Below are 19,515 nucleotides of genomic sequence, written 5' to 3' on the forward strand. Positions count from 1 at the left end.
TTGCACTTCCAGATCCATCAATAAATCATTCACCGATGGAGTATTAATCGATAAATTGTTCCGACTGAATATTCAGTTCAATATCCCAATGCTGAAATTGCACCTGTTCATCATACAGGTCAGCAACAAGCAAAGGCCACTGTCTGGCATCGCCGGAAACGCTGAGTTGCCATTGTTGCTCACCTGATACGCTCAATTCAATGGCAGGAAGCATCTCATCACTGCGGCTGTGATTCAGCAGCACCGCCAGACGGAGTAACAGACTGAGATAAATCAGCTTGTTTCCCCCCATGCGCATGACATCAATTTTAGCATCATTGCGTAATTTACGGCGATGATGTGCCACCAGCAGGGACAAATGATTCTGATCAATCTGTGAGAAACCGGGAATATCAGAATGCTGCAACAAATAGGCACCATGACGATGATAGCCGCCATGACTGATGGCCAGTCCGATTTCATGCAGATAAGCTGCCCGGCGCAGCAGATCACTGTCATCACTGTCCAGTCTCAGCCGATTCGCCACGCCTTCAAATAAATGCTGTGCCGTGTCCACCACACGCTGAGCCTGTTTCAGATCTGCACCATAACGCCCCATCATCGCCTGCACACTGCGATCCCTGACATCTTCATGCTGAAAACGTCCCAACAGGTCATACATGACCCCCTCACGCAGGGCACCATCGGAATACACCAGTTTATCAATATGCAATACCTCAAAAATAGCATAAAGAATCGCAAGCCCCGCAGGCAACACTGCCCGGCGGTCTTCCTTCAGTCCCTCAAATTCCATATCTGAAACATTTTTATATTTCAGCAATTTATCTTTTAGTTTTTCCAGTCCGTCGTGTGTCAGATTTTCCTGCTCATCACTCCATCCCATATTCACGGTAATCTGTCTGCATGCCTTGATGGTACCGCTTGAACCCACCGCAGTGTCCCAGCCTTCGGCTTTATAAGTGTTGGCAATGGCGGAAAGTTCCTTACGTGCAGCAACGACCGCCCGATCAAAATTGCGCTGATTAATTTCCCCGGTCGGGAAATACGCCTGGGTATAAGCAACACACCCCATTTGCAGGGATTCGGTATGAATCGGTTCAAACGCTTCCCCGATAATCAACTCTGTTGACCCACCACCGATATCAATCACCAGACGGCGGCCACTGTTGACCATGGTATGTGAAACGCCCAGATAGATTAATCGTGCTTCTTCACGCCCGGCAATGATCTCAATGGGTTTGGGTAATATTTCTGCGGCTTTCTGAATAAACTCATGTCCATTTTTTGCCTGACGCAGGGCATTGGTGGCCACAATCCGCAACCGATTTGACTGTACGGAACTCAGACGCCCCACAAATCTGGCCAGGCAGGCCAGACCGCGCTGTTGTGCGGCTTCGGTTAAATTTTTATTTTCATCCAGACCGGCTGCAAGCTGAACTTTTTCTGACATTGAAGCAACTTTCTTAACTTCGCCATGATCTACACGGGCAATGGCCAGATGGAAACTGTTTGACCCCATATCGATGGCAGCAAGTAATTCTTCATCAATCAAAAAATCAGACATTATTTATACAAACCCGTTAAGAATTGCTGCTTAGATTAATTCACATACATGCAATTTAAAAGCCATTTATGCAGACAGAAGTGCCATGCCATTATTTTTTTCGCATTATGACCATTGTGTTACACCGATTATCGATATCGTGAGGATCAATTGGACAATTCCACAATTAAAATCGAAAATTCACTCATGACCCTACTTTGTTAAACATGGCTGTGCAATACTAAGCTGCATGGTACATGTCAATAACGGATGAATGACCATCATCCCTAATTTAAATTCCTGGAGCTGAATCCATGTCCGGCAATACAATTGTAAATACAACTGATGCAAACTTTGAAGCAGATGTTTTAAATTCTGAAGTCCCTGTACTGGTGGACTTCTGGGCAGGGTGGTGTGCGCCATGTAAGGCAATTGCTCCTGTGCTTGAAGTCCTTTCAGATGAATACGAAGGCAAAGTAAAAATTGTCAAGGTTGATGTCACTGCATGTGAAGCAACTGCTGTCAACTACAATATCCGCAACATCCCTGCCCTGCTCATGTTCAAAAATGGTGAAGTGGTTGCACAGCAGATTGGTGCTGTACCCAAATCAAAACTGACTGAATTCATCGAAGGAAACATCTGAATTCACGCAGGCGCAGCAAACGGTGAAATGCGTTATATTTTTATGGCGCATTTTTCTCCAGTTAAATTGACAAATCGCCTGATCTCACTTATATTTCGTTTTCAGGAAACATCAGGATTTTTCTCTCACGTTTCTTTAAAGACACAAAACATAAGATCGCCGCTCGGCAACAGAAATTGTTGTATGCATTTCTCCTCGAAAAAATGAATTAGAGTCTGGGTTTGTTGTTGTATTCATACAATTGCAGCTCAGTTACTGACTGCGGACGTCTTTTGCTTCTTATCCTTATCTGTGTATCACACATCCTTATCAATCTGATCATCTATGAATTTAACTGAACTCAAGAAAAAACCGATTGGCGAACTCATTAAGATTGCTGAATTTATGGGCCTTGAAGGAATGGCACGTAACCGTAAGCAGGACATTATTTTTGCCATCCTGAAACGTCATGCAATGAATGGTGAAGAAATTTTCGGCGATGGTGTACTGGAAATTCTCTCTGACGGTTTTGGCTTCTTACGTTCCGCTGCAGGTTCCTACCTGGCCGGTCCTGACGATATCTACGTCAGTCCTTCACAGATTCGCCGCTTCAATTTGCGGACCGGTGATACCATTACCGGTACCATCCGTCCACCCAAGGAAGGCGAACGCTATTTTGCGTTATTAAAAGTCAACCAGATTAACTACGACACTCCGGAAAACTCCCGCAACAAAATCCTTTTTGAAAACCTGACCCCGTTATTTCCGACAGAACAACTGATCATGGAACTGGGCAATGGGACCACGGAAGATCTGACCGCACGCGTTGTCGATTTGGTCGCGCCGATTGGTAAAGGCCAGCGCTCAATTATTGTTGCGCCGCCAAAAGCCGGTAAAACCATGTTATTGCAGAATATTGCACAGTCAATTGTTCGCAACAATCCGGAAGTATTCCTCATTGTACTGCTGATTGACGAGCGTCCTGAAGAAGTCACAGAGATGGAGCGTACCGTCCGTGGTGAAGTGGTTGCATCCACCTTTGATGAATCCCCTGCCCGTCATGTTCAGGTGGCCGAAATGGTCATTGAAAAAGCCAAACGGCTGGTTGAACATAAAAAGGATGTGGTGATTCTGCTGGATTCCATTACCCGTCTGGCCCGCGCATACAACACCGTCATTCCATCATCAGGCAAAGTACTGACCGGTGGTGTGGATGCACATGCACTGGAACGCCCAAAACGTTTCTTCGGTGCTGCCCGTAATATTGAAGAAGGTGGTTCACTGACCATTATTTCCACTGCCCTGATTGAAACCGGCAGTAAAATGGATGAAGTGATCTACGAAGAGTTCAAAGGTACCGGCAACCAGGAAATTACCCTGGACCGCCGTATTGCGGAAAAACGTGTATTCCCGGCCATGAACATTAAGAAATCCGGTACCCGCCGTGAAGAACGTCTCATGGATGAAGACAATCTGCGTAAAGTCTGGATCCTGCGTAAACTGCTTCATCCAATGGATGAACTGGCTGCCATGGAGTTCCTGCTGGATCGTATGAAGGAAACCAAAACCAATGATGATTTCTTTGACCAGATGAAACGTAAAGCTGCCAACTAGGTGATTTAAAGTCATTTAAATCATCATCCTGATCTGGAAAAAGCCATCGCACAACGATGGCTTTTTTATGGGTTGACACCTCTTACATAAATATACAATTTGGACATTTTTCATGTAACTTCTGTTGCTAAGTGAATGATTTTTCAATACCTACCCTATAAAACCCTATGTTTTTTAGCAATTTAATCATCAGCAAATCAATGTAAAACCACCGCATTCATTGTAATTTCCTGTTAAAAAACAGCTTATTTTCATCATTTTCCTTGTTTTTTTTCACTCAGGGAGTAGAAATTAGCCATGTGCAGTGATAGCATAACTCCGTACCGGTTAGCCTGTGCATGTGTTGTTCACCTGTTATTTATAACAGGTCAAACATAATAAAGGCACACAACAGACTGACCTGGGTTTTTTGTCTCAATTTATTTTATGAGAGTGATGCCATGTTATTCAAAAAAATTGCTATTGCTGCTGCAGTTGCTACTACTCTAGCTTTCGTTGGTTGTGCTAAAAAAACTGACGAAGCTGCTGCTGATGCAAACGCTGCTGCTTCTGACGCTGTAGAAGCTGCTTCTGAAGCGACTGCTGCTGCTGATGCTGCTACTCAGGAAGTTGCTTCTGACGCGACTGCTGCTGCTGACACTGCTGTAGCTGCTGCTTCTGACGCTATTGATGCTGCTGCTGACGCAACTGCTGCTGCTTCTGAAGCTGCTCACTAATAATCGTTTCGGCGGTTACAAAAAAAGAGAACCAATGGTTCTCTTTTTTTATGCCTGTCATTTTTATTGTTAATTCAGGCCAACCAACAAAAAAGCTCCAGGCATTTGCACACCTGAAGCTTTGTTCCGGGCCGATCAATCAGCCCTCATTCTGTTCAATACCCACACGCTGCCTGAACTTCTGACCAGCCCTGAAAGTCACAACACGACGGGCAGAAATCGGAATCTCCTCACCTGTCTTGGGATTACGTCCCGGACGCTGACGTTTATCACGCAGCTCAAAATTACCGAATCCGGAAAGTTTGACTTGTTCACCGGCAATCAACGCCTGGCTGATTTCATCAAAGAACAGCTCAACCATTTGTTTTGCTTCCCGACGGTTTAAACTCGTCAGCTCACTTAAATGATCAGCCATTTCTGCTTTTGTTAATGCTGTCATGAGGCCCTCAATGTCGCTTGATAAGTGCTTTCCAGCACCTGAATTATTTGATCCATACCGGACTTTATTTCAGCATCTTCAAGGGTACGTGATGGATGCTGCCACAACAAGGCAAACGCCAGAGAACGCTTGCCCTCTTCAACACCCTGACCAGTGTACACATCGAACAACCAGACAGAGTCCAAAAGCTCACCACCGGTCTTTTCGATAAGTTGCTGAATTTCGCTGACATTAATCTTATCATTAATTAAAAGCGCAATATCACGTTTAACTGATGGAAAACGTGATAATTCTGTAAAATTAGATACATAAGTTTGCAAAACAGCAGTCTGATCCAGCTCTGCAACCCAGGTAACCCCCAAATCCAGCATATCTTCAAGTGATGGATGCAAACGCCCCAGATAGCCGATGGACTGTCCGTTGACCATAATTTCAGCAGATTGTCCCGGATGCAGCCATGCACGCTCAGCAGGGACATAGGTTGCATGAACCCGTGCCGCAGCCAGAATTTCTGCCACTTCCCCCTTCAGGTCAAAGAAATCCATCGGCTGCGCTTTACCATGCCATGATTCAGTCGTTTTTGCACCGACTGCAATCATCGCCAGCGTCGGAATCTGTTTCAGGTCCTGAATATCCCGGGCATGCTGATAATCAAAACGCAGGCCCAGTTCAAAGAAACGCACCCGATTTTGCTGACGATTCATGTTGTATTGTACACATGGAATCAGACTGGACAGTAAAGTGGAGCGCATCGCTGCCAGCTCACTGGAAATTGGATTGGCCAACATGAGTAGTCTGACATCCGGATTCAGCTGCTTTTCAAGTTTTGCATCGGCAAAACTGAAACTGATCGCTTCCTGATACCCCAATGTGACCAGGGTCTGTGTCAGCTGAACCTGCTCAAACCGGTCCTGATGCTTCGCCAGTCTGATATCCATCACCGGCAGGCTCATCTGGATATTGTCATAGCCATGAATACGGGCAATTTCCTCAATCAGGTCCTGGTAAATACTCATGTCATAACGATATGATGGCGGAACCACACGCCATTCTCCCACCGCTTTTACGGTGACCTCACACCCCAGACGCTGTAGCGTATCAGCAATAAATTCACCATCAACAGCATAACCCAGCAGCTGATCAACCTGCTGCTGAGTCAGTTCCATTACTTCGCGTTTCGGTAATAACGGGATTTGTTCCTCCACCGTCACCGGACCAAACTCCCCGCCTGCCAGTTGCTGAATCAGCTGCGAGGCGCGATTCATGGCAAGATACGGTAACTCAAAATCCACACCACGTTCATAGCGTTGGGAGGCATCGGTATGCAAACCATAACGGCGGGCACGACCGGCAATATGCAATGGTGCAAAGAATGCCGACTCCAGAAAGACATCCGTCGTTTCATCTGTCACCGAAGATGACAATCCGCCCATAATCCCGGCCAGTGCCAGTGCTTTCTCATCATCAGCAATGATCATCACATCTTCAGACAATTCCACTTCCTGCTCATTGAGCAGTACCAGTTTCTCCGTGGCCGTTGCCTGACGGACTTGTACCGAACCCTGTATTTTATCCGCATCGAATGCATGCAATGGCTGACCCAGCTCGATCAGCACATAATTGGTAATATCCACCAGAATGCTGTGCTGGCGAATGCCAGAACGGGCCAGCGCACGCTCCATCCATTCCGGCGTAGCCGCCCTGGTGTTGACCTTACGGATCACACGCCCCAGATAGCGTGGACAACCTTCACTGCTGACCACCACCTTTTTCTGATCAGCAATGGTTGCAGCCACTTCGCTGATTTCAGGTGCAGTCACCGGCAGTTGATTAATGACGCCAATCTCACGGGCCACCCCACGAATACTGAAACAGTCACCACGATTCGGTGTAATGCTGATATCAATCACATGATCATCCAGCTTCAGATATTCACGAATATCAAGCCCCACCGGTGTATCCGCAGCCAACTCAAGCAGACCATCAATCTTATCTTCAAGATCAATTTCCGATGCACCACACAGCATCCCCTGTGATTCAACGCCACGCAGCTTGCCTTTCTTAATTTTAAAATCACCTGGTAATACCGTACCAATGGTTGCAACCGGCACTTTCATACCAACACGCACATTCGGCGCACCACAAACAATCTGTAAAGGTTCAGCAGAACCGATATTGACGGTGGTTACCCGCAAACGATCTGCATCAGGATGCTGCTCAACCGTCAGCACTTCACCCGTCACCACCCCGCTGAAAGGCTGAGCCGCCGGCAGCATTTCATCCACCTCCAGACCCAGCATGGTCAGCTGGTCCGATAAGGTTTCGCTGTCAATTTCCGGATTCACCCACGTGCGCAGCCAATTTTCGCTAATTTTCATATCTATAAAACCTTAAAAATTCTGAAATTCTGTTTAAGCAAACTGGCGTAAAAAACGCACATCATTCTGATAGAACATCCGCAGATCATTAATGCCATAGCGAAGCATTGCAAAACGCTCAACCCCCAGGCCAAATGCAAAGCCCTTATATTTTTCAGGATCAATCCCGGCTGCCTGCAGAACATGCGGATGCACCATGCCGCATCCCAGCACTTCCAGCCAGCGGCCACGTTCATCCATAATATCCACCTCGGCACTGGGTTCGGTAAATGGGAAATAGGATGGGCGAAAACGAACCTGCAGATCCTTTTCAAAGAATTCATTTAACAGATTGACCAGCAAGCCCTTCAACTCTGCAAAACTGGTGTGTTCAGCCACGTACAGGCCTTCAACCTGATGAAACATCGGAGAGTGTGTCTGATCGGAGTCACAGCGATAGACCCGCCCCGGACAGACGATACGAATCGGAGGCTGACTGGTTTCCATGGTACGGATCTGCACCCCGGACGTGTGCGTTCGCAGCAAATGGCTGGCATCAAAATAAAAAGTGTCATGCATGGCACGTGCCGGATGGTGCCCCGGGATATTCAGCGCTTCAAAGTTATGATAGTCATCTTCAACTTCCGGACCATTTGCAATGGTGAATCCTGCTTTGGTAAAGAACTGACAGATACGATCCTGCACCTGAGTCACAGGGTGCAGACTGCCGGCCTGCTGCCCGCGGCCCGGCAGGGTAATATCAATGCTTTCACTGGCCAGTTTTTGTTGTAATGCAGCCTGTTGGAGGACAGTCTGGCGCTCAGCCAACGCAGAAGTAATCGCTTCACGTACCGCATGAATCGCCGCACCCTGAATTTTACGCTCCTCAGGATCCATTTTCCCCAATGCTTTGGACTGTTCCGCCAGCTGGCTTTTTTTCCCTGTAAATTGCACCCTCACCTGGTCAAGTGCAGCAAGTTCTTGGGCTGCGGCAATCGCAGCGAGCGCTTCGGTGGTCAGGACTTCCAGTGACATAGTAACTCTCAGGGCAACAAATTCAGAAAATAATATAACTGATTATTCTAACAGTTTTTATACTAAGGGATGAAGCACTGAACAGGAAAATTAGCCGTGCCGTGCTCCCCTGGAAAAATAGCAGAGTGACAAGCGGGCAAAATGACAACAACAATCCGCTGTTTACCGTATCGATACCGGTATCCATCCATTCACAGGTACCCTGTCCAGCCCATTCATGTCACTTTTTACGGCATGACCCTGTCAGAAAACTCATCGCATTCTGCGAAAATAGAGTAGTTATTCATAAAATTGCGCTATAAAATAATTCAATCTGCACTGAGATAAAGGTCACTGAGACGGATAACCAATGGCACTCGATCAAATCTGGAAACAACAGCTCGCCCTTGTCACTTATGGCAATGCATTTCTGCGTCAGAATTTAAGTCTGAATCAATGGCACAGACATGCTATTTTCAACCGACATGTGCTGGCATTTCGTGACCTGTTGTCACAGCATCTGTTGGCACAGCATTTTCAGGTCTGGCTTGAAGGCTTGAAACAACAGGGCGTTTCCCGGATCAGCCTGCATAGTTCAACAATTTTAAATGATGAACAGAACCCCAATGCCAATGTTGAACTGCTGGCTTTTGCACATTTTATAGTGAGCCATCAACAGCAGCAGAAATCCGCCTGGATCCTGGGCAAGGAACTGGCGGAATGGTATAACTCGGAGGATGATTTCAAGGCACCGCTACAACAACAATCCACAGTTCGCCATGAAACATTCTGGCGTTTTCAACTCAGTCCTAAACTGATTAAGCGTGTGGAAGCTGATCTGCAACAGCCTGACTGGGATGAGATTCAGCATTATATGGACCATGAATTGTTCAACTCCCGGTATGCACAGCAATTTCAGCAACCAGCGGAACTTAACCTGCCCTTTTACGGCCAGACCAGGCCCATTGATGCCCCTGATGATCCACATGCAGACAGTCAGTATCTACCGCTGTTACCTGACGATCATCCGGCAGATTATGTTCATCAGACCTTGCACCGACTGGATGCACTGTCTGCGTTTATTCAGACAAGGATCAGACACCCTTATGATGACAACGGCGAAATACTGGCACCGGATGAACAGCTGGATCTGCGGCATTTTGCCCAGAAAACGGATGAACTGGCCGCCAGATTCATTGTGAAGGCTGCCAACCACTACCCGTCTGCACGACTGACGCCCAAAGTCCCCCCTTCACCTTTTGATACCGACGCCACTGAGAAAAAACAGACGTTTCACACACCACAAAAACCCGGTACACACAAAGCCAGTAAGTCAGGTGTACTGACCTTAATCATCGTTACTCTGATTCTCTGCCTGTGTGCTTATTATTTTGGGCTCTGAGCTGTTGTACAGACCACCATCAAGGCCAGACATAACATCACCACCATGTTACAGCTTAACCCAGGCGCCACTGATAATGCAGTGTTTTCAGATTCTCGCCATAATCTGAAGCATCCTGTTCGGCAATGATTTCCCCGCCCAGTTTTTCATAAAAATAACGGGCTGAATTCAGATCAAATACTTCCAGTTGCAACGCATGGTATCTCTCTGGTCTGATCTCACGCAAAAAATGGTGAAATAATTGCATCCCAACGCCTTTGCGCTGTACCCGTTTTAAAAGATAAAAAGCCATCACCTGAGCAACCGGCAGTGTGTCAGGCAAATATCCATCAAGAAAACCCTGAATTTCGCCGTCCTGCTCATAGACAAAAATTTTATGCACCGGGCTTTCACAAAGTTCAGCCCACAACTGCTGCTTCTGGCTGACGTCCAGACTGAGCAAAATTTCAGGTCGGACCATGCCCTCATAGCTTTCCAGCCAGCTTTGCACATGTAGCTTTGCAATTTGTACTGCATCATGGCTTTTTGCAAGTCCGATCATTTTTTAGAAGATGAAGATAAGAAAGCTTTACAATAATCGATCTGACCGCCGGCGTCAGCACATTTGCCCTTCTTCTGATGCTTTATTCCGGTTCCCACCGCCCTCAATAAACTTTATCTCCGGCACAATATCCCGCTCAGAAAAAAAGCAGCTTATTCGCTGCTTTTTCAGATCATTCATCAATACTCAGTAACTGGGCTTAAGTGTAATGGTCACCTTCTGCTCATTTGCATGCTGATTAATATAATGACTGACTGAGGCCACTTCCCCCTCAACCTCTGCATCCGGACCGTACATAATTTTCAGATATTCACCCTGACGCGGCAGAACCTCCAGCGTAACCTCGATTGCACCCTGATCCAGACCTTCGATATGTACCTGCATAAGAACTCCCGTTTTGTTATTGATGAGACATAACTTCAAGATTAACCCAAAGCAGATCCAGTTTTTACACAGGATTGTATCAGTCATGTTTTGCATTCATCGCAGACGATCGCTTCTTCATCCACATTCAACCGGACCCAATGCCCACTTTAATCTGAGTGAATTAGCACTGCTATCCACCATTCCCGTCTACAGCAATATCCGATCTACCAGCATTGATGGCTGTGCATGCATCCGGCAAATAAAAAAGACCGCATTCAGCGGTCTTTTCAGTCATCAGCGATGATTAAGCAGCTAATGCGCCTTTAGCTTTTTCAGCTAAAGCAGCAAATGCAACTGAGTCATGCATAGCGATGTCAGCAAGTACGCGACGGTCAATAATAACCTGCGCTTTTTTCAAGCCATCGATCATACGGCTGTACGACAAACCATTTTGACGGGCACCAGCATTGATACGCGCAATCCATAAAGCACGGAATTGACGTTTCTTTTGACGACGGTCACGGTAAGCGTATTGACCTGCTTTAATTACTGCCTGGAACGCTACACGATAAACACGTGAACGCGCGCCATAGTAACCTTTAGCACGAGCAAGAATTTTTTTATGACGGCGATGAGCCTGTACACCACGTTTTACACGAGCCATTTATAATCTCCTTAGATGTATGGGCACATACGACGAACTGAAGCAACGTCACTGACGTGAACCATTACACAGCCGCGCAATTGACGGATACGCTTAGCAGATTTTTTGGTCAAAATGTGGCGTTTAAACGCTTGTTTACGCTTGAAACCGTTTGCAGTCGCTTTGAAACGTTTAGCTGCACCACGGCGAGTTTTTAACTTAGCCATAACAACCTCTTTAAGCACCTGTTCGGCACGGTTTGCACCATTGCAATCACGACCTGCAGGTAAGGAAGGCAGTATTCTAAATCATCTTTGTATAAAACAAAAGCAAAAACCATGATATTTTCAGGACTGACCGGCCTTTCAGCAATCCCGGTCACATTTCACCAATCCATAACGATTACACTGTTTTTTCTATTGCGGGATCGGTCAATCCAGGAAATACTTGGCACAATTTAAATCAAAAACACCCTGCAGCTGCAGGATGAATCAACCCTACCTGAATATGAACAGACTCTCTTACCTTACGTTACTGATGTGCCTTCCCCTGACCACAATACACGCTGCAGAACCTTCCCGCATTAAACGACTGACGACCGAAACCATTACTGCTGAACCTGCTCACCTGACAACACGTATCCAATGGATCAAATACCCGCATCTGCAATATAAAATTGAAGAACTGGCCGGTCAGGATCGCTCTGCAATTATCCGCATACAGGCAGACAAAACCGGTCATGTGGTCGGCACCACTGTTCAGGAAAGTACCGGAGTCAAGGCGCTGGATCAAAAACTGATTGCCGCAGTGTCCCAGGCAAAAATCAAACCTCATCTCCAGAACGGTACAGCGCAATCAGTTATCGGCTATCAGAACTTTACCCTGAAATTAAAGGATTCAGCAGACCAGGCCAATGCCCGGCAACCGTGCGTTTATCACTTTGACTCTGCCAACTGGTTAAGACAGCAGCAGAATAAATCGGTCCCTTTCAGCTACCGGCAACAACCTCAGCTTCAGATCCACGAAACAGCGCTGAAGAATAGTACACGCGTGGTCAAAGTTAAATTCAGGGTCAACAAACAGGGTGAAGTCACCCATGTGAAACTGAAAAAACGCTCAGGGGTCAATGCAATTGATCAGCAGGTAATTGAAGCACTTTCCCACAGTCAGGTTCAGGTCAACAGAACTGCAGCCACTTTATGGCTCTATAAAAAATCCACCCTGAGTGATGAGATTCAATTCAAGGCCGGCAGTTGTCAGTAAATCCCGGTCAAAGCTTGAGTGACATGGCTTTCTGCACCGCCGGACGGGCCATCATGCGTTCTACATAGTCCTGCACATATGGATAGTCTTCCAGCTGAATCTGCTGCCATTCATAACGCATAATCCACGGCAAAATTGCCATGTCTGCAATGGAATAAGCACCGGCAACAAACTTCTGACCGATCAGCTGCTGATTCAGCACATTATATAAGCGCCGGGTCTCATTGACATAGCGATCAATGGCATAGGGAATTTTTTCCCTGGCAAACTGGCTGAAATGATGATTCTGCCCAAGCATCGGCCCAAAACCACCCATTTGCCACATCAGCCATTGTTCCACCTCAACCCGCTCCTGTTCATTCACCGGGTAATAAAGCCCCGTTTTACGCCCCAGATATTGCAGAATGGCACCGGATTCAAAAATGGAAATGGGCTCTCCGCCCGGACCATTCTGATCAACAATTGCAGGAATTTTATTATTGGGAGAAATTCTTAAAAAATCAGGCTGAAATTGGTCATTTTCCAGAATATTAATTGGAAATATCTGATATTCCAGCCCCATTTCTTCCAGTGCGATAGTGATTTTCTGACCATTGGGCGTACCCCAGTAATAGAGATCTATCATGTCAAATCCTTTTCCCTTACTACAGATTCTGAATCTTTTGTGCAACCACAGCACCGTTTTTTATAGCATGTTTTCATGTGATAACACAGTAAAGGATACATACAATTCAACAGCAGACCGGCATTACCTGGATCTGCCAGACAGCGAAATACCCACAAAGCTCCATAAAATATAAAATAAAATCAATATTTTATAACATATTTTTTTAAATAAAGACCATAAAAAAGCACCGCTCAGGGCGGTGCTCATTTCACACAAAAACATACTTACTTTTTCTTTTTCGGTCCAAGCAGCATGCCCATCTGGCGACCTTCCATTTTCGGTGTCTGTTCAACGACACCGAACTCAGCCACATCAGTCTCAATTTTCTGCAACTGAGCCAGACCCAGTTGCTGGTGCGCCATTTCACGCCCACGAAAACGCAACGTAATTTTGACTTTGTTCCCTTCTTCCAGAAAACGAAGAATGGCGCGCAACTTAACATTGTAATCACCAATATCCGTGCCTGGGCGCAACTTAATTTCCTTGACCTGAACCTGATGCTGTTTCTTTCTGGCATCCTTCTGTTTTTGCTTCAGATCAAATAAATGTTTGTTGAAATCCATGATTTTACAAACAGGCGGTTCTGCATTTGCCACAATCTCAACCAGGTCAAGATCAGCGTCTTCGGCAGCACGCAACGCTTCAGCCAATGAAACGATACCCTTTTGTTCCCCATCTGCACCAACGAGACGTACCTCTTTTGCACGAATCTCGTCATTTAATGCAGGACGATTGCTTTTAGCACCTTGTTGCTGATTACGGTCAGGCTGTTTAATCTTTCTTACTCCACAATATACCGGCCGCGTTCGGCTACGGCTGTTTTCACCAGGTCAATAAATGCATCAATTGACATAGTCCCTAAGTTTTTCCCTGAGCGGGTACGAACATTCACCGTACCTTCTTCCACCTCACGGTCACCAAGCACCAGCAGATAAGGAATACGCTCTAAAGTACGCTCACGAATCTTAAAGCCGATTTTCTCATTTCTCAAGTCCGAAATGACCCGAATGTCATTTTCCCTGAGTTTTGCGACCACCTGTTCACAGGCTCCTGCCTGAGCATCGGTAATATTCATGACGCATGCCTGAACAGGTGTCAGCCATGGCGGCATAAAACCGGCGTAATGTTCGATAAGTATACCAATAAAACGCTCAAAACTGCCAAGTATTGCACGATGTAACATCACTGGGTGATCGCGGTCATTATCTTCTGTGACATAAGACGCATCCAGACGCACGGGTAAGTTAAAGTCACACTGAATGGTACCGCACTGCCAGATGCGTCCCAAACAGTCTTTCAGTGAAAATTCAATTTTCGGACCATAGAATGCACCTTCACCCGGCTGTTCCTGCCACTCCAGACCTGCTGCATCCAGCGCATCCGCCAGTGATTTCTCAGCCAGATCCCACAGTTCATCTGAACCGACACGCTTTTCCGGGCGTGTTGAGAGCTTCATCTGGACTTCTTCAAATCCAAAGTCCTTATAAACATCCAGCGTCAACTGAATGAAATCAGCAACCTCATGACCAATCTGTTCCTTGGTACAGAAAATGTGTGCATCATCCTGAGTAAAACCACGTACACGCATAATGCCATGCAATGATCCTGAAGGCTCATTACGGTGACAGGAACCGAATTCAGCCAGACGAATCGGAAGGTCACGGTAAGATTTCAGACCCTGATTAAACACCTCGATATGACACGGGCAGTTCATCGGTTTCACAGCATAATTACGATTTTCAGAATGCGTGGTGAACATGTTTTCTGCATAGTTCGCCGCATGTCCTGATTTTTCCCAGAGACTGAAGTCCACAATCTGTGGCGTTCTGACTTCCTGGTATCCATTCTCCTGCTGAACCTTGCGCATGTACTGCTCAAGCACCTGATAAATGGTCCAGCCATTTGGATGCCAGAACACCATACCCGGTGCTTCTTCCTGCATATGAAACAGATCCAGCGCCTTACCGATTTTACGATGGTCACGCTTTTCTGCTTCTTCCATACGCTTGATATAAGCCGCCAGTTCTTTTTTATCTGCCCAGGCAGTACCATAAATACGCTGCAACTGCTCATTTTTGGCATCGCCGCGCCAATATGCGCCGGAAATTTTAGTCAGCTTGAATGATTTCAGAAACCGGGTGTTCGGCACATGCGGACCACGGCACATATCCACATATTCCTGGTGATAGTACAGCCCCATCTGAGTTTCGTCGGGCATATCTTCAATCAGACGCAATTTATAGTCTTCGCCACGTTCAGAAAATATTTTGATGACTTCATCACGCGGTGTCATTTTTTTGATGACATCATAATCCTGATTGATGAGCTGTTTCATACGCTCTTCAATTGCTGCCATATCATCCAGGGTCAGTGGACGTGGCATCCAGATATCATAATAAAACCCTTCTTCGATGACGGGGCCAATCACCATCTTTGCATCCGGAAATAACTGCTTTACCGCATGCCCCACCAGATGAGCGCATGAATGACGGATAATCTCAAGCCCTTCCGGATCCTTAGGGGTAATGATCTGGAGGGTTGCGTCTTCGGTAATTAAATCACTTGCATCAACAAGGCGACCATTGATACGGCCCGCAATTGTATTTTTTGCAAGACCTGGTCCAATACTGAGTGCAACATCCATCACGGAAACTGCTTGCCCAAAACTTTTTTGATCACCATTTGGCAATGTGATAATCGGCATAAGAAAAATCCTTAAGGAGTGATGCCCCGTACAATGGAGCATGTCACCGCGAGATTATGATCGAGACTGAGCTCAAAAGATAAAATCGGTGGAACAAAATAAAAAGTGTTCAGAATTCTACACGGTAATATTGTTTTTATAAACCTCTGCGGGAAATTTATCCATTAAATGATATCGTTTACAGACGACTCATGTACCCCATGACCCACTCTACAGCGATAAACCTCCAGCTCATATCAGCAATACATAAAAAACATATAAAAAAAGCGGCTCAATTGAGCCGCTTCTTCTTTCCTGAAAAACTCAGATTACTGAGCAGCAGGCTGTTCTGCAGTTACGGTACGGCTACCAGTGATCGTCGCAAATACACGACGGTTCATAGCACGACCTTCTTTGGTTTTGTTGTCAGCAATCGGTTGATCCCACGCAAAGCCCTGAGTGGACAGACGGGATGCATCGATGTTGTATTCACCGACAAGTGCTGATTTAACAGAGTTAGCACGAGCCAGGGATAAACGTTCGTTTAACTTACGTGGACCAGTGTTATCTGTGTGACCTTCAATACGTGCAGTTGCATTCGGGTATTCAGTTAACTTCTCAGCAACTTTAGCAATTTCTGGCTTGTACTGATCTTTGATATTTGATTTGTTTGTATCAAAGAACACACGAAGTTCCATGTTCAGATCTTCAGTCAGCTGTTGTGGCTCAGGCTGAACTGGTGTTGGTTCAACTGGAGCAACTTCCACTACAGGAGCAGCAGGCTTCAGGTGACCACCAAGAACAACGTTCAGACCGGCAAGCGCTGTATAGTTCCAGAATTTGTCATCAAAGTTATAGGTACCGCGAGCTTCAGTACGAAGAGACAATGCATCATTTAAGCGCCAGAAAGCACCAACACCGGCATTACCCAATGTACCTTCCTTGTCTGCAAGGGTATCCATTTCGTATTTGTAGTGACCAGCACCCAATAATACGTATGGCTTGATTTTGCTGTCATAGTTTTTAGTGATCAGATCAGAAGTAACATAGAAGTTACCATTGATTTGTTTCTGCTTGTATTCAGCACCCTGATCAGCCGTACCATCCAGGTCACCTTTTACCTGGCTGTATTCAGCTTCAAAACCTAACCACGGGGTTAATTCAATACCCAATGCCGCACCAACGAATAAATCGTCCTGAAGCTCTGGGCCGTTAGTCAGCTCACCATCAGAACCGCCGTTATTATGTTGAGAGTCCTGCCAGGTATAACCTAACAGTAACGGAGTAACCGTTACACCAGCATTAGCAGCAGCAAATGGAGCGGCAACAAGCATAGTAGCAAGTGCAATACGACTCAATTTCATGGATATCCTCCAGAGATAACAATTGTTGTTCAAGCTCAGCCTAAAATTTTTTGGCTTCCTGAGATAGGCTTTGTATTTACCCCAGTATTATTTTTTAAGCTACTCACGTTGAATCATACAAACACTTGAGTTTTTTTCCAAGTGCTTGATAATTTTAATCAAGTAAATTATTGACAAAATTACTTACAATTTCCGTTGTAATTCGGTAAATTTTTACTCAATCGCCTGTTGTGAATAGCTTATCTTTTCACTTTGCATATGTTAACAGCAATCGAAAACGATAGTAATAAATATTTCATTATCATGCGTATCACGCAATGATATAAATAAAAATCCTGACTATTCATATGACTGCATAACTTAAAAACAGACCAGACCATGTATTTTTATTGTAAAGAAAGCGCTTTTACACTTGTTGAGATGGTCACAATCATCGCCATACTGGCGATAATTGCCGTTATCAGCCTACCCGCCTGGCAGCATTTCAGGGAGCGCCAGGAGACTTCACATCTGCACTCCCTGCTCCGTCAGCAGATCAGTTCAGCCAAAAATCATGCCCGGATCCACCGCTCAGACATCATGATCTGTGCCTCCGGAGACATGCTGCAGTGCCAGCATGATCAATGGCACACCGGCATGCTGATATTTCAGGATCTGAACAGAAACAGACAACCCGATTCCGGTGAGATCATACTTTCGCGGATCCAGACCAATATTCAGTATGGGACACTTGAATTCAGAGGCGGTGTTTCCAGCCCGCATACCCTGACCTTTAAAGGAGATACCGGGCTGCCAAGAGGAGCACAGGGCGGCTTTCATTACTGCAGTTTCCGGCATGCAAAAAACAATCAGTATTTTGCCATTGGCAGCATGGGGCATCTCAGAGCAGATAAAGCCCTGAAATGTTAATGCATGACCGACCGTTCAGGAAGATGAAACAATGACGCTTTATTCCCATGCAAATTGCAATATACTGCTGAAATTGTTCTGTGGAACAAAAGTTAAACTGTGGAGATGAAAACAATGACAGACATCGTAATTGTAAATGGCGCCCGTACAGCAATGGGTGGTTTTCAGGGCAGTCTGACCGGTGTGACAGCACCTGAGCTTGGTGCTGCGACCATTAAAGAGGCCATTGCACGTTCCGGACTGCAACCCGGCGATGTTCAGGAAGTCATTATGGGCTGTGTGCTTCCGGCGGGTTTAAAACAGGGTCCTGCACGTCAGGCAATGCGACAGGCCGGCTTGCCGGACTCAACAGGTGCGGTCACCATTAATAAACTCTGTGGCTCCGGTATGAAAGCCGTGATGCAGGCAACCGATATGATTCAGGCCGGTTCTGCTGAAATTGTGGTTGCAGGTGGCATGGAGTCCATGAGCAATGCGCCCTATATCCTCACCAAAGCACGCAGCGGTTATCGCATGGGGCATGGTGACATCAAGGACCACATGTTTCTGGATGGTCTTGAAGATGCTGAAACCGGCCGCCTGATGGGATCCTTTGCCCAGGACATGGCCAACACCCGGGGATATACCCGTGAGCAGATGGATGATTTTGCCATCCGTTCCCTGAAACGGGCCCAGACGGCAATTACCGAAGGTTATTTTGCAGATGAAATTGTACCGGTAACCGTTTCAGGCCGTAAGGGAGATGTCATTGTCAATCAGGATGAACAGCCTTTAAACGCCAATATTGATAAAATTCCAACCCTGCGCCCGGCATTTGCCAAAGATGGAACCATTACCGCAGCCAATGCCAGTTCAATTTCCGATGGTGCATCAGCACTGGTGTTAACGTCAGCCGATGAAGCCACCAGACGCGGACTGAAGCCACTGGCGAAAATTATTGCCACTGCATCGCACTCACAGCACCCGTCAGAGTTCACCATTGCTCCCGTAGGCGCCATTCAGAAAGTGCTGGACAAGGCTGGATGGACTTCTCAGGAAGTTGAATTATGGGAAATCAATGAAGCCTTTGCCATGGTCACCATGGCTGCCATGGATGAGTTCCAGCTGGATGCTGAAAAGGTCAACATCAATGGCGGTGCCTGCGCCCTGGGCCACCCTGTCGGTTCAACCGGTTCACGCATTATTCTGACGCTGATCCACGCATTGAAGCGTACCGGTGCAAAAAAAGGCATTGCCACCTTGTGTATCGGTGGTGGAGAAGCAACAGCTGTGGCTATTGAACTGCTTTAATTTCAAAGCATTAAAAAATCCCGTACTCTACGGGATTTTTTAATGGCAAAATTTACAAATATTCATAAAAGCATCAGAATG

19 protein-coding genes are annotated in these 19,515 nt (G+C 46.2%); 7 read left to right on the forward strand and 12 right to left on the reverse strand.

Annotation, left to right across the window (positions count from 1 at the left end):
• Positions 1-43 precede the first annotated feature (43 nt).
• On the reverse strand, positions 44-1,564 hold the full coding sequence (gene ppx, locus ACT6PV_RS11230) for an exopolyphosphatase (protein WP_445116433.1): 1,521 nt from the start codon (positions 1,562-1,564) through the stop codon (positions 44-46).
• Positions 1,565-1,857: 293 nt separating this feature from the next.
• On the opposite strand from ppx, the gene trxA reads away from it, so the two are divergent.
• The 3 genes from trxA (at position 1,858) to ACT6PV_RS11245 (ending at position 4,496) form a co-directional block, all read left to right on the forward strand.
• Positions 1,858-2,187, forward strand: a complete 330-nt coding sequence (gene trxA / locus ACT6PV_RS11235) for a thioredoxin (protein ID WP_445116434.1) — start codon at positions 1,858-1,860, stop codon at positions 2,185-2,187.
• Between the two features lie 324 nt (positions 2,188-2,511).
• Positions 2,512-3,780, forward strand: coding sequence for a transcription termination factor Rho (rho, locus tag ACT6PV_RS11240; RefSeq protein WP_445116435.1), 1,269 nt, complete (start codon positions 2,512-2,514; stop codon positions 3,778-3,780).
• Between the two features lie 440 nt (positions 3,781-4,220).
• On the forward strand, positions 4,221-4,496 hold the full coding sequence (locus tag ACT6PV_RS11245) for a hypothetical protein (RefSeq protein ID WP_445116436.1): 276 nt from the start codon (positions 4,221-4,223) through the stop codon (positions 4,494-4,496).
• A 139-nt stretch (positions 4,497-4,635) separates the two neighbouring features.
• Here the strand turns inward: ACT6PV_RS11245 and ACT6PV_RS11250 are convergent, their stop codons facing one another.
• The 3 genes from ACT6PV_RS11250 to pheS are packed head-to-tail and all read right to left on the reverse strand — an operon-like array spanning position 4,636 to position 8,327.
• Positions 4,636-4,935, reverse strand: coding sequence for an integration host factor subunit alpha (locus ACT6PV_RS11250; RefSeq protein ID WP_445116437.1), 300 nt, complete (start codon positions 4,933-4,935; stop codon positions 4,636-4,638).
• Positions 4,932-7,313: a phenylalanine--tRNA ligase subunit beta gene (pheT, locus tag ACT6PV_RS11255; protein WP_445116438.1), complete on the reverse strand. Its 2,382-nt coding sequence runs from the start codon at positions 7,311-7,313 to the stop codon at positions 4,932-4,934. The genes ACT6PV_RS11250 and pheT overlap by 4 nt, the downstream gene beginning before the upstream one ends.
• A 33-nt stretch (positions 7,314-7,346) precedes the next feature.
• Positions 7,347-8,327 (reverse strand): phenylalanine--tRNA ligase subunit alpha, encoded by a 981-nt coding sequence (gene pheS, locus ACT6PV_RS11260; protein ID WP_445116439.1) that lies wholly within the window; start codon positions 8,325-8,327, stop codon positions 7,347-7,349.
• Positions 8,328-8,676: 349 nt separating this feature from the next.
• Between pheS and ACT6PV_RS11265 the strand changes: the two genes are divergently transcribed.
• Positions 8,677-9,708 (forward strand): hypothetical protein, encoded by a 1,032-nt coding sequence (locus tag ACT6PV_RS11265; RefSeq protein WP_445116440.1) that lies wholly within the window; start codon positions 8,677-8,679, stop codon positions 9,706-9,708.
• Positions 9,709-9,763: 55 nt separating this feature from the next.
• Here ACT6PV_RS11265 and ACT6PV_RS11270 read toward each other — a convergent pair whose 3' ends face one another.
• The 4 genes from ACT6PV_RS11270 to rpmI form a co-directional block, all read right to left on the reverse strand.
• Positions 9,764-10,249: a GNAT family N-acetyltransferase gene (locus ACT6PV_RS11270; protein ID WP_445116441.1), complete on the reverse strand. Its 486-nt coding sequence runs from the start codon at positions 10,247-10,249 to the stop codon at positions 9,764-9,766.
• 186 nt (positions 10,250-10,435) lie between these two features.
• Positions 10,436-10,633, reverse strand: a complete 198-nt coding sequence (locus ACT6PV_RS11275) for a hypothetical protein (protein ID WP_445116442.1) — start codon at positions 10,631-10,633, stop codon at positions 10,436-10,438.
• Positions 10,634-10,919: 286 nt separating this feature from the next.
• Complete coding sequence (gene rplT, locus ACT6PV_RS11280; RefSeq protein WP_004723060.1) at positions 10,920-11,279, reverse strand: 50S ribosomal protein L20; 360 nt, start codon at positions 11,277-11,279, stop codon at positions 10,920-10,922.
• Positions 11,280-11,290: 11 nt separating this feature from the next.
• The gene (rpmI, locus tag ACT6PV_RS11285; RefSeq protein WP_001096359.1) at positions 11,291-11,485 is read right to left on the reverse strand and encodes a 50S ribosomal protein L35; all 195 of its coding nucleotides are present in this window, start codon (positions 11,483-11,485) and stop codon (positions 11,291-11,293) included.
• Between the two features lie 259 nt (positions 11,486-11,744).
• On the opposite strand from rpmI, the gene ACT6PV_RS11290 reads away from it, so the two are divergent.
• Entirely contained in the window at positions 11,745-12,521 is a 777-nt protein-coding gene (locus ACT6PV_RS11290) for a TonB family protein (protein ID WP_445116443.1), read from the forward strand.
• Positions 12,522-12,528: 7 nt separating this feature from the next.
• Here ACT6PV_RS11290 and ACT6PV_RS11295 read toward each other — a convergent pair whose 3' ends face one another.
• From ACT6PV_RS11295 to omp38, 4 genes are all read right to left on the reverse strand, one after another.
• On the reverse strand, positions 12,529-13,146 hold the full coding sequence (locus ACT6PV_RS11295) for a glutathione S-transferase N-terminal domain-containing protein (RefSeq protein WP_445116444.1): 618 nt from the start codon (positions 13,144-13,146) through the stop codon (positions 12,529-12,531).
• Positions 13,147-13,412: 266 nt separating this feature from the next.
• Positions 13,413-13,964, reverse strand: a complete 552-nt coding sequence (infC, locus tag ACT6PV_RS11300; RefSeq protein ID WP_445117101.1) for a translation initiation factor IF-3 — start codon at positions 13,962-13,964, stop codon at positions 13,413-13,415.
• A 5-nt stretch (positions 13,965-13,969) separates the two neighbouring features.
• Positions 13,970-15,892, reverse strand: coding sequence for a threonine--tRNA ligase (gene thrS / locus ACT6PV_RS11305; RefSeq protein WP_445116445.1), 1,923 nt, complete (start codon positions 15,890-15,892; stop codon positions 13,970-13,972).
• A gap of 308 nt (positions 15,893-16,200) precedes the next feature.
• Positions 16,201-17,235: an outer membrane protein Omp38 gene (gene omp38 / locus ACT6PV_RS11310; RefSeq protein WP_445116446.1), complete on the reverse strand. Its 1,035-nt coding sequence runs from the start codon at positions 17,233-17,235 to the stop codon at positions 16,201-16,203.
• Positions 17,236-17,655: 420 nt separating this feature from the next.
• On the opposite strand from omp38, the gene ACT6PV_RS11315 reads away from it, so the two are divergent.
• The gene (locus ACT6PV_RS11315; protein ID WP_445116447.1) at positions 17,656-18,144 is read left to right on the forward strand and encodes a GspH/FimT family pseudopilin; all 489 of its coding nucleotides are present in this window, start codon (positions 17,656-17,658) and stop codon (positions 18,142-18,144) included.
• A 114-nt stretch (positions 18,145-18,258) separates the two neighbouring features.
• Positions 18,259-19,434, forward strand: coding sequence for a thiolase family protein (locus ACT6PV_RS11320; protein WP_445116448.1), 1,176 nt, complete (start codon positions 18,259-18,261; stop codon positions 19,432-19,434).
• The last annotated feature ends 81 nt before the right edge of the window (positions 19,435-19,515 follow it).

It is taken from the genome of Acinetobacter sp. WZC-1, from assembly GCF_052544965.1.

Excerpts from the sequence above, each read along its gene's own strand:
- rpmI (WP_001096359.1), bottom strand. The coding sequence starts at position 11,485 with ATGGCTAAGTTAAAAACTCGCCGTGGTGCAGCTAAACGTTTCAAAGCG.
- rplT (WP_004723060.1), bottom strand. The coding sequence starts at position 11,279 with ATGGCTCGTGTAAAACGTGGTGTACAGGCTCATCGCCGTCATAAAAAA.
- ACT6PV_RS11270 (WP_445116441.1), bottom strand. The coding sequence starts at position 10,249 with ATGATCGGACTTGCAAAAAGCCATGATGCAGTACAAATTGCAAAGCTA.
- ACT6PV_RS11250 (WP_445116437.1), bottom strand. The coding sequence starts at position 4,935 with ATGACAGCATTAACAAAAGCAGAAATGGCTGATCATTTAAGTGAGCTG.
- ACT6PV_RS11290 (WP_445116443.1), top strand. The coding sequence starts at position 11,745 with ATGAATCAACCCTACCTGAATATGAACAGACTCTCTTACCTTACGTTA.
- pheT (WP_445116438.1), bottom strand. The coding sequence starts at position 7,313 with ATGAAAATTAGCGAAAATTGGCTGCGCACGTGGGTGAATCCGGAAATT.
- pheS (WP_445116439.1), bottom strand. The coding sequence starts at position 8,327 with ATGTCACTGGAAGTCCTGACCACCGAAGCGCTCGCTGCGATTGCCGCA.
- ACT6PV_RS11295 (WP_445116444.1), bottom strand. The coding sequence starts at position 13,146 with ATGATAGATCTCTATTACTGGGGTACGCCCAATGGTCAGAAAATCACT.
- trxA (WP_445116434.1), top strand. The coding sequence starts at position 1,858 with ATGTCCGGCAATACAATTGTAAATACAACTGATGCAAACTTTGAAGCA.
- rho (WP_445116435.1), top strand. The coding sequence starts at position 2,512 with ATGAATTTAACTGAACTCAAGAAAAAACCGATTGGCGAACTCATTAAG.
- ACT6PV_RS11245 (WP_445116436.1), top strand. The coding sequence starts at position 4,221 with ATGTTATTCAAAAAAATTGCTATTGCTGCTGCAGTTGCTACTACTCTA.
- ACT6PV_RS11315 (WP_445116447.1), top strand. The coding sequence starts at position 17,656 with ATGGTCACAATCATCGCCATACTGGCGATAATTGCCGTTATCAGCCTA.
- ACT6PV_RS11265 (WP_445116440.1), top strand. The coding sequence starts at position 8,677 with ATGGCACTCGATCAAATCTGGAAACAACAGCTCGCCCTTGTCACTTAT.
- ACT6PV_RS11275 (WP_445116442.1), bottom strand. The coding sequence starts at position 10,633 with ATGCAGGTACATATCGAAGGTCTGGATCAGGGTGCAATCGAGGTTACG.
- ppx (WP_445116433.1), bottom strand. The coding sequence starts at position 1,564 with ATGTCTGATTTTTTGATTGATGAAGAATTACTTGCTGCCATCGATATG.
- thrS (WP_445116445.1), bottom strand. The coding sequence starts at position 15,892 with ATGCCGATTATCACATTGCCAAATGGTGATCAAAAAAGTTTTGGGCAA.
- omp38 (WP_445116446.1), bottom strand. The coding sequence starts at position 17,235 with ATGAAATTGAGTCGTATTGCACTTGCTACTATGCTTGTTGCCGCTCCA.
- ACT6PV_RS11320 (WP_445116448.1), top strand. The coding sequence starts at position 18,259 with ATGACAGACATCGTAATTGTAAATGGCGCCCGTACAGCAATGGGTGGT.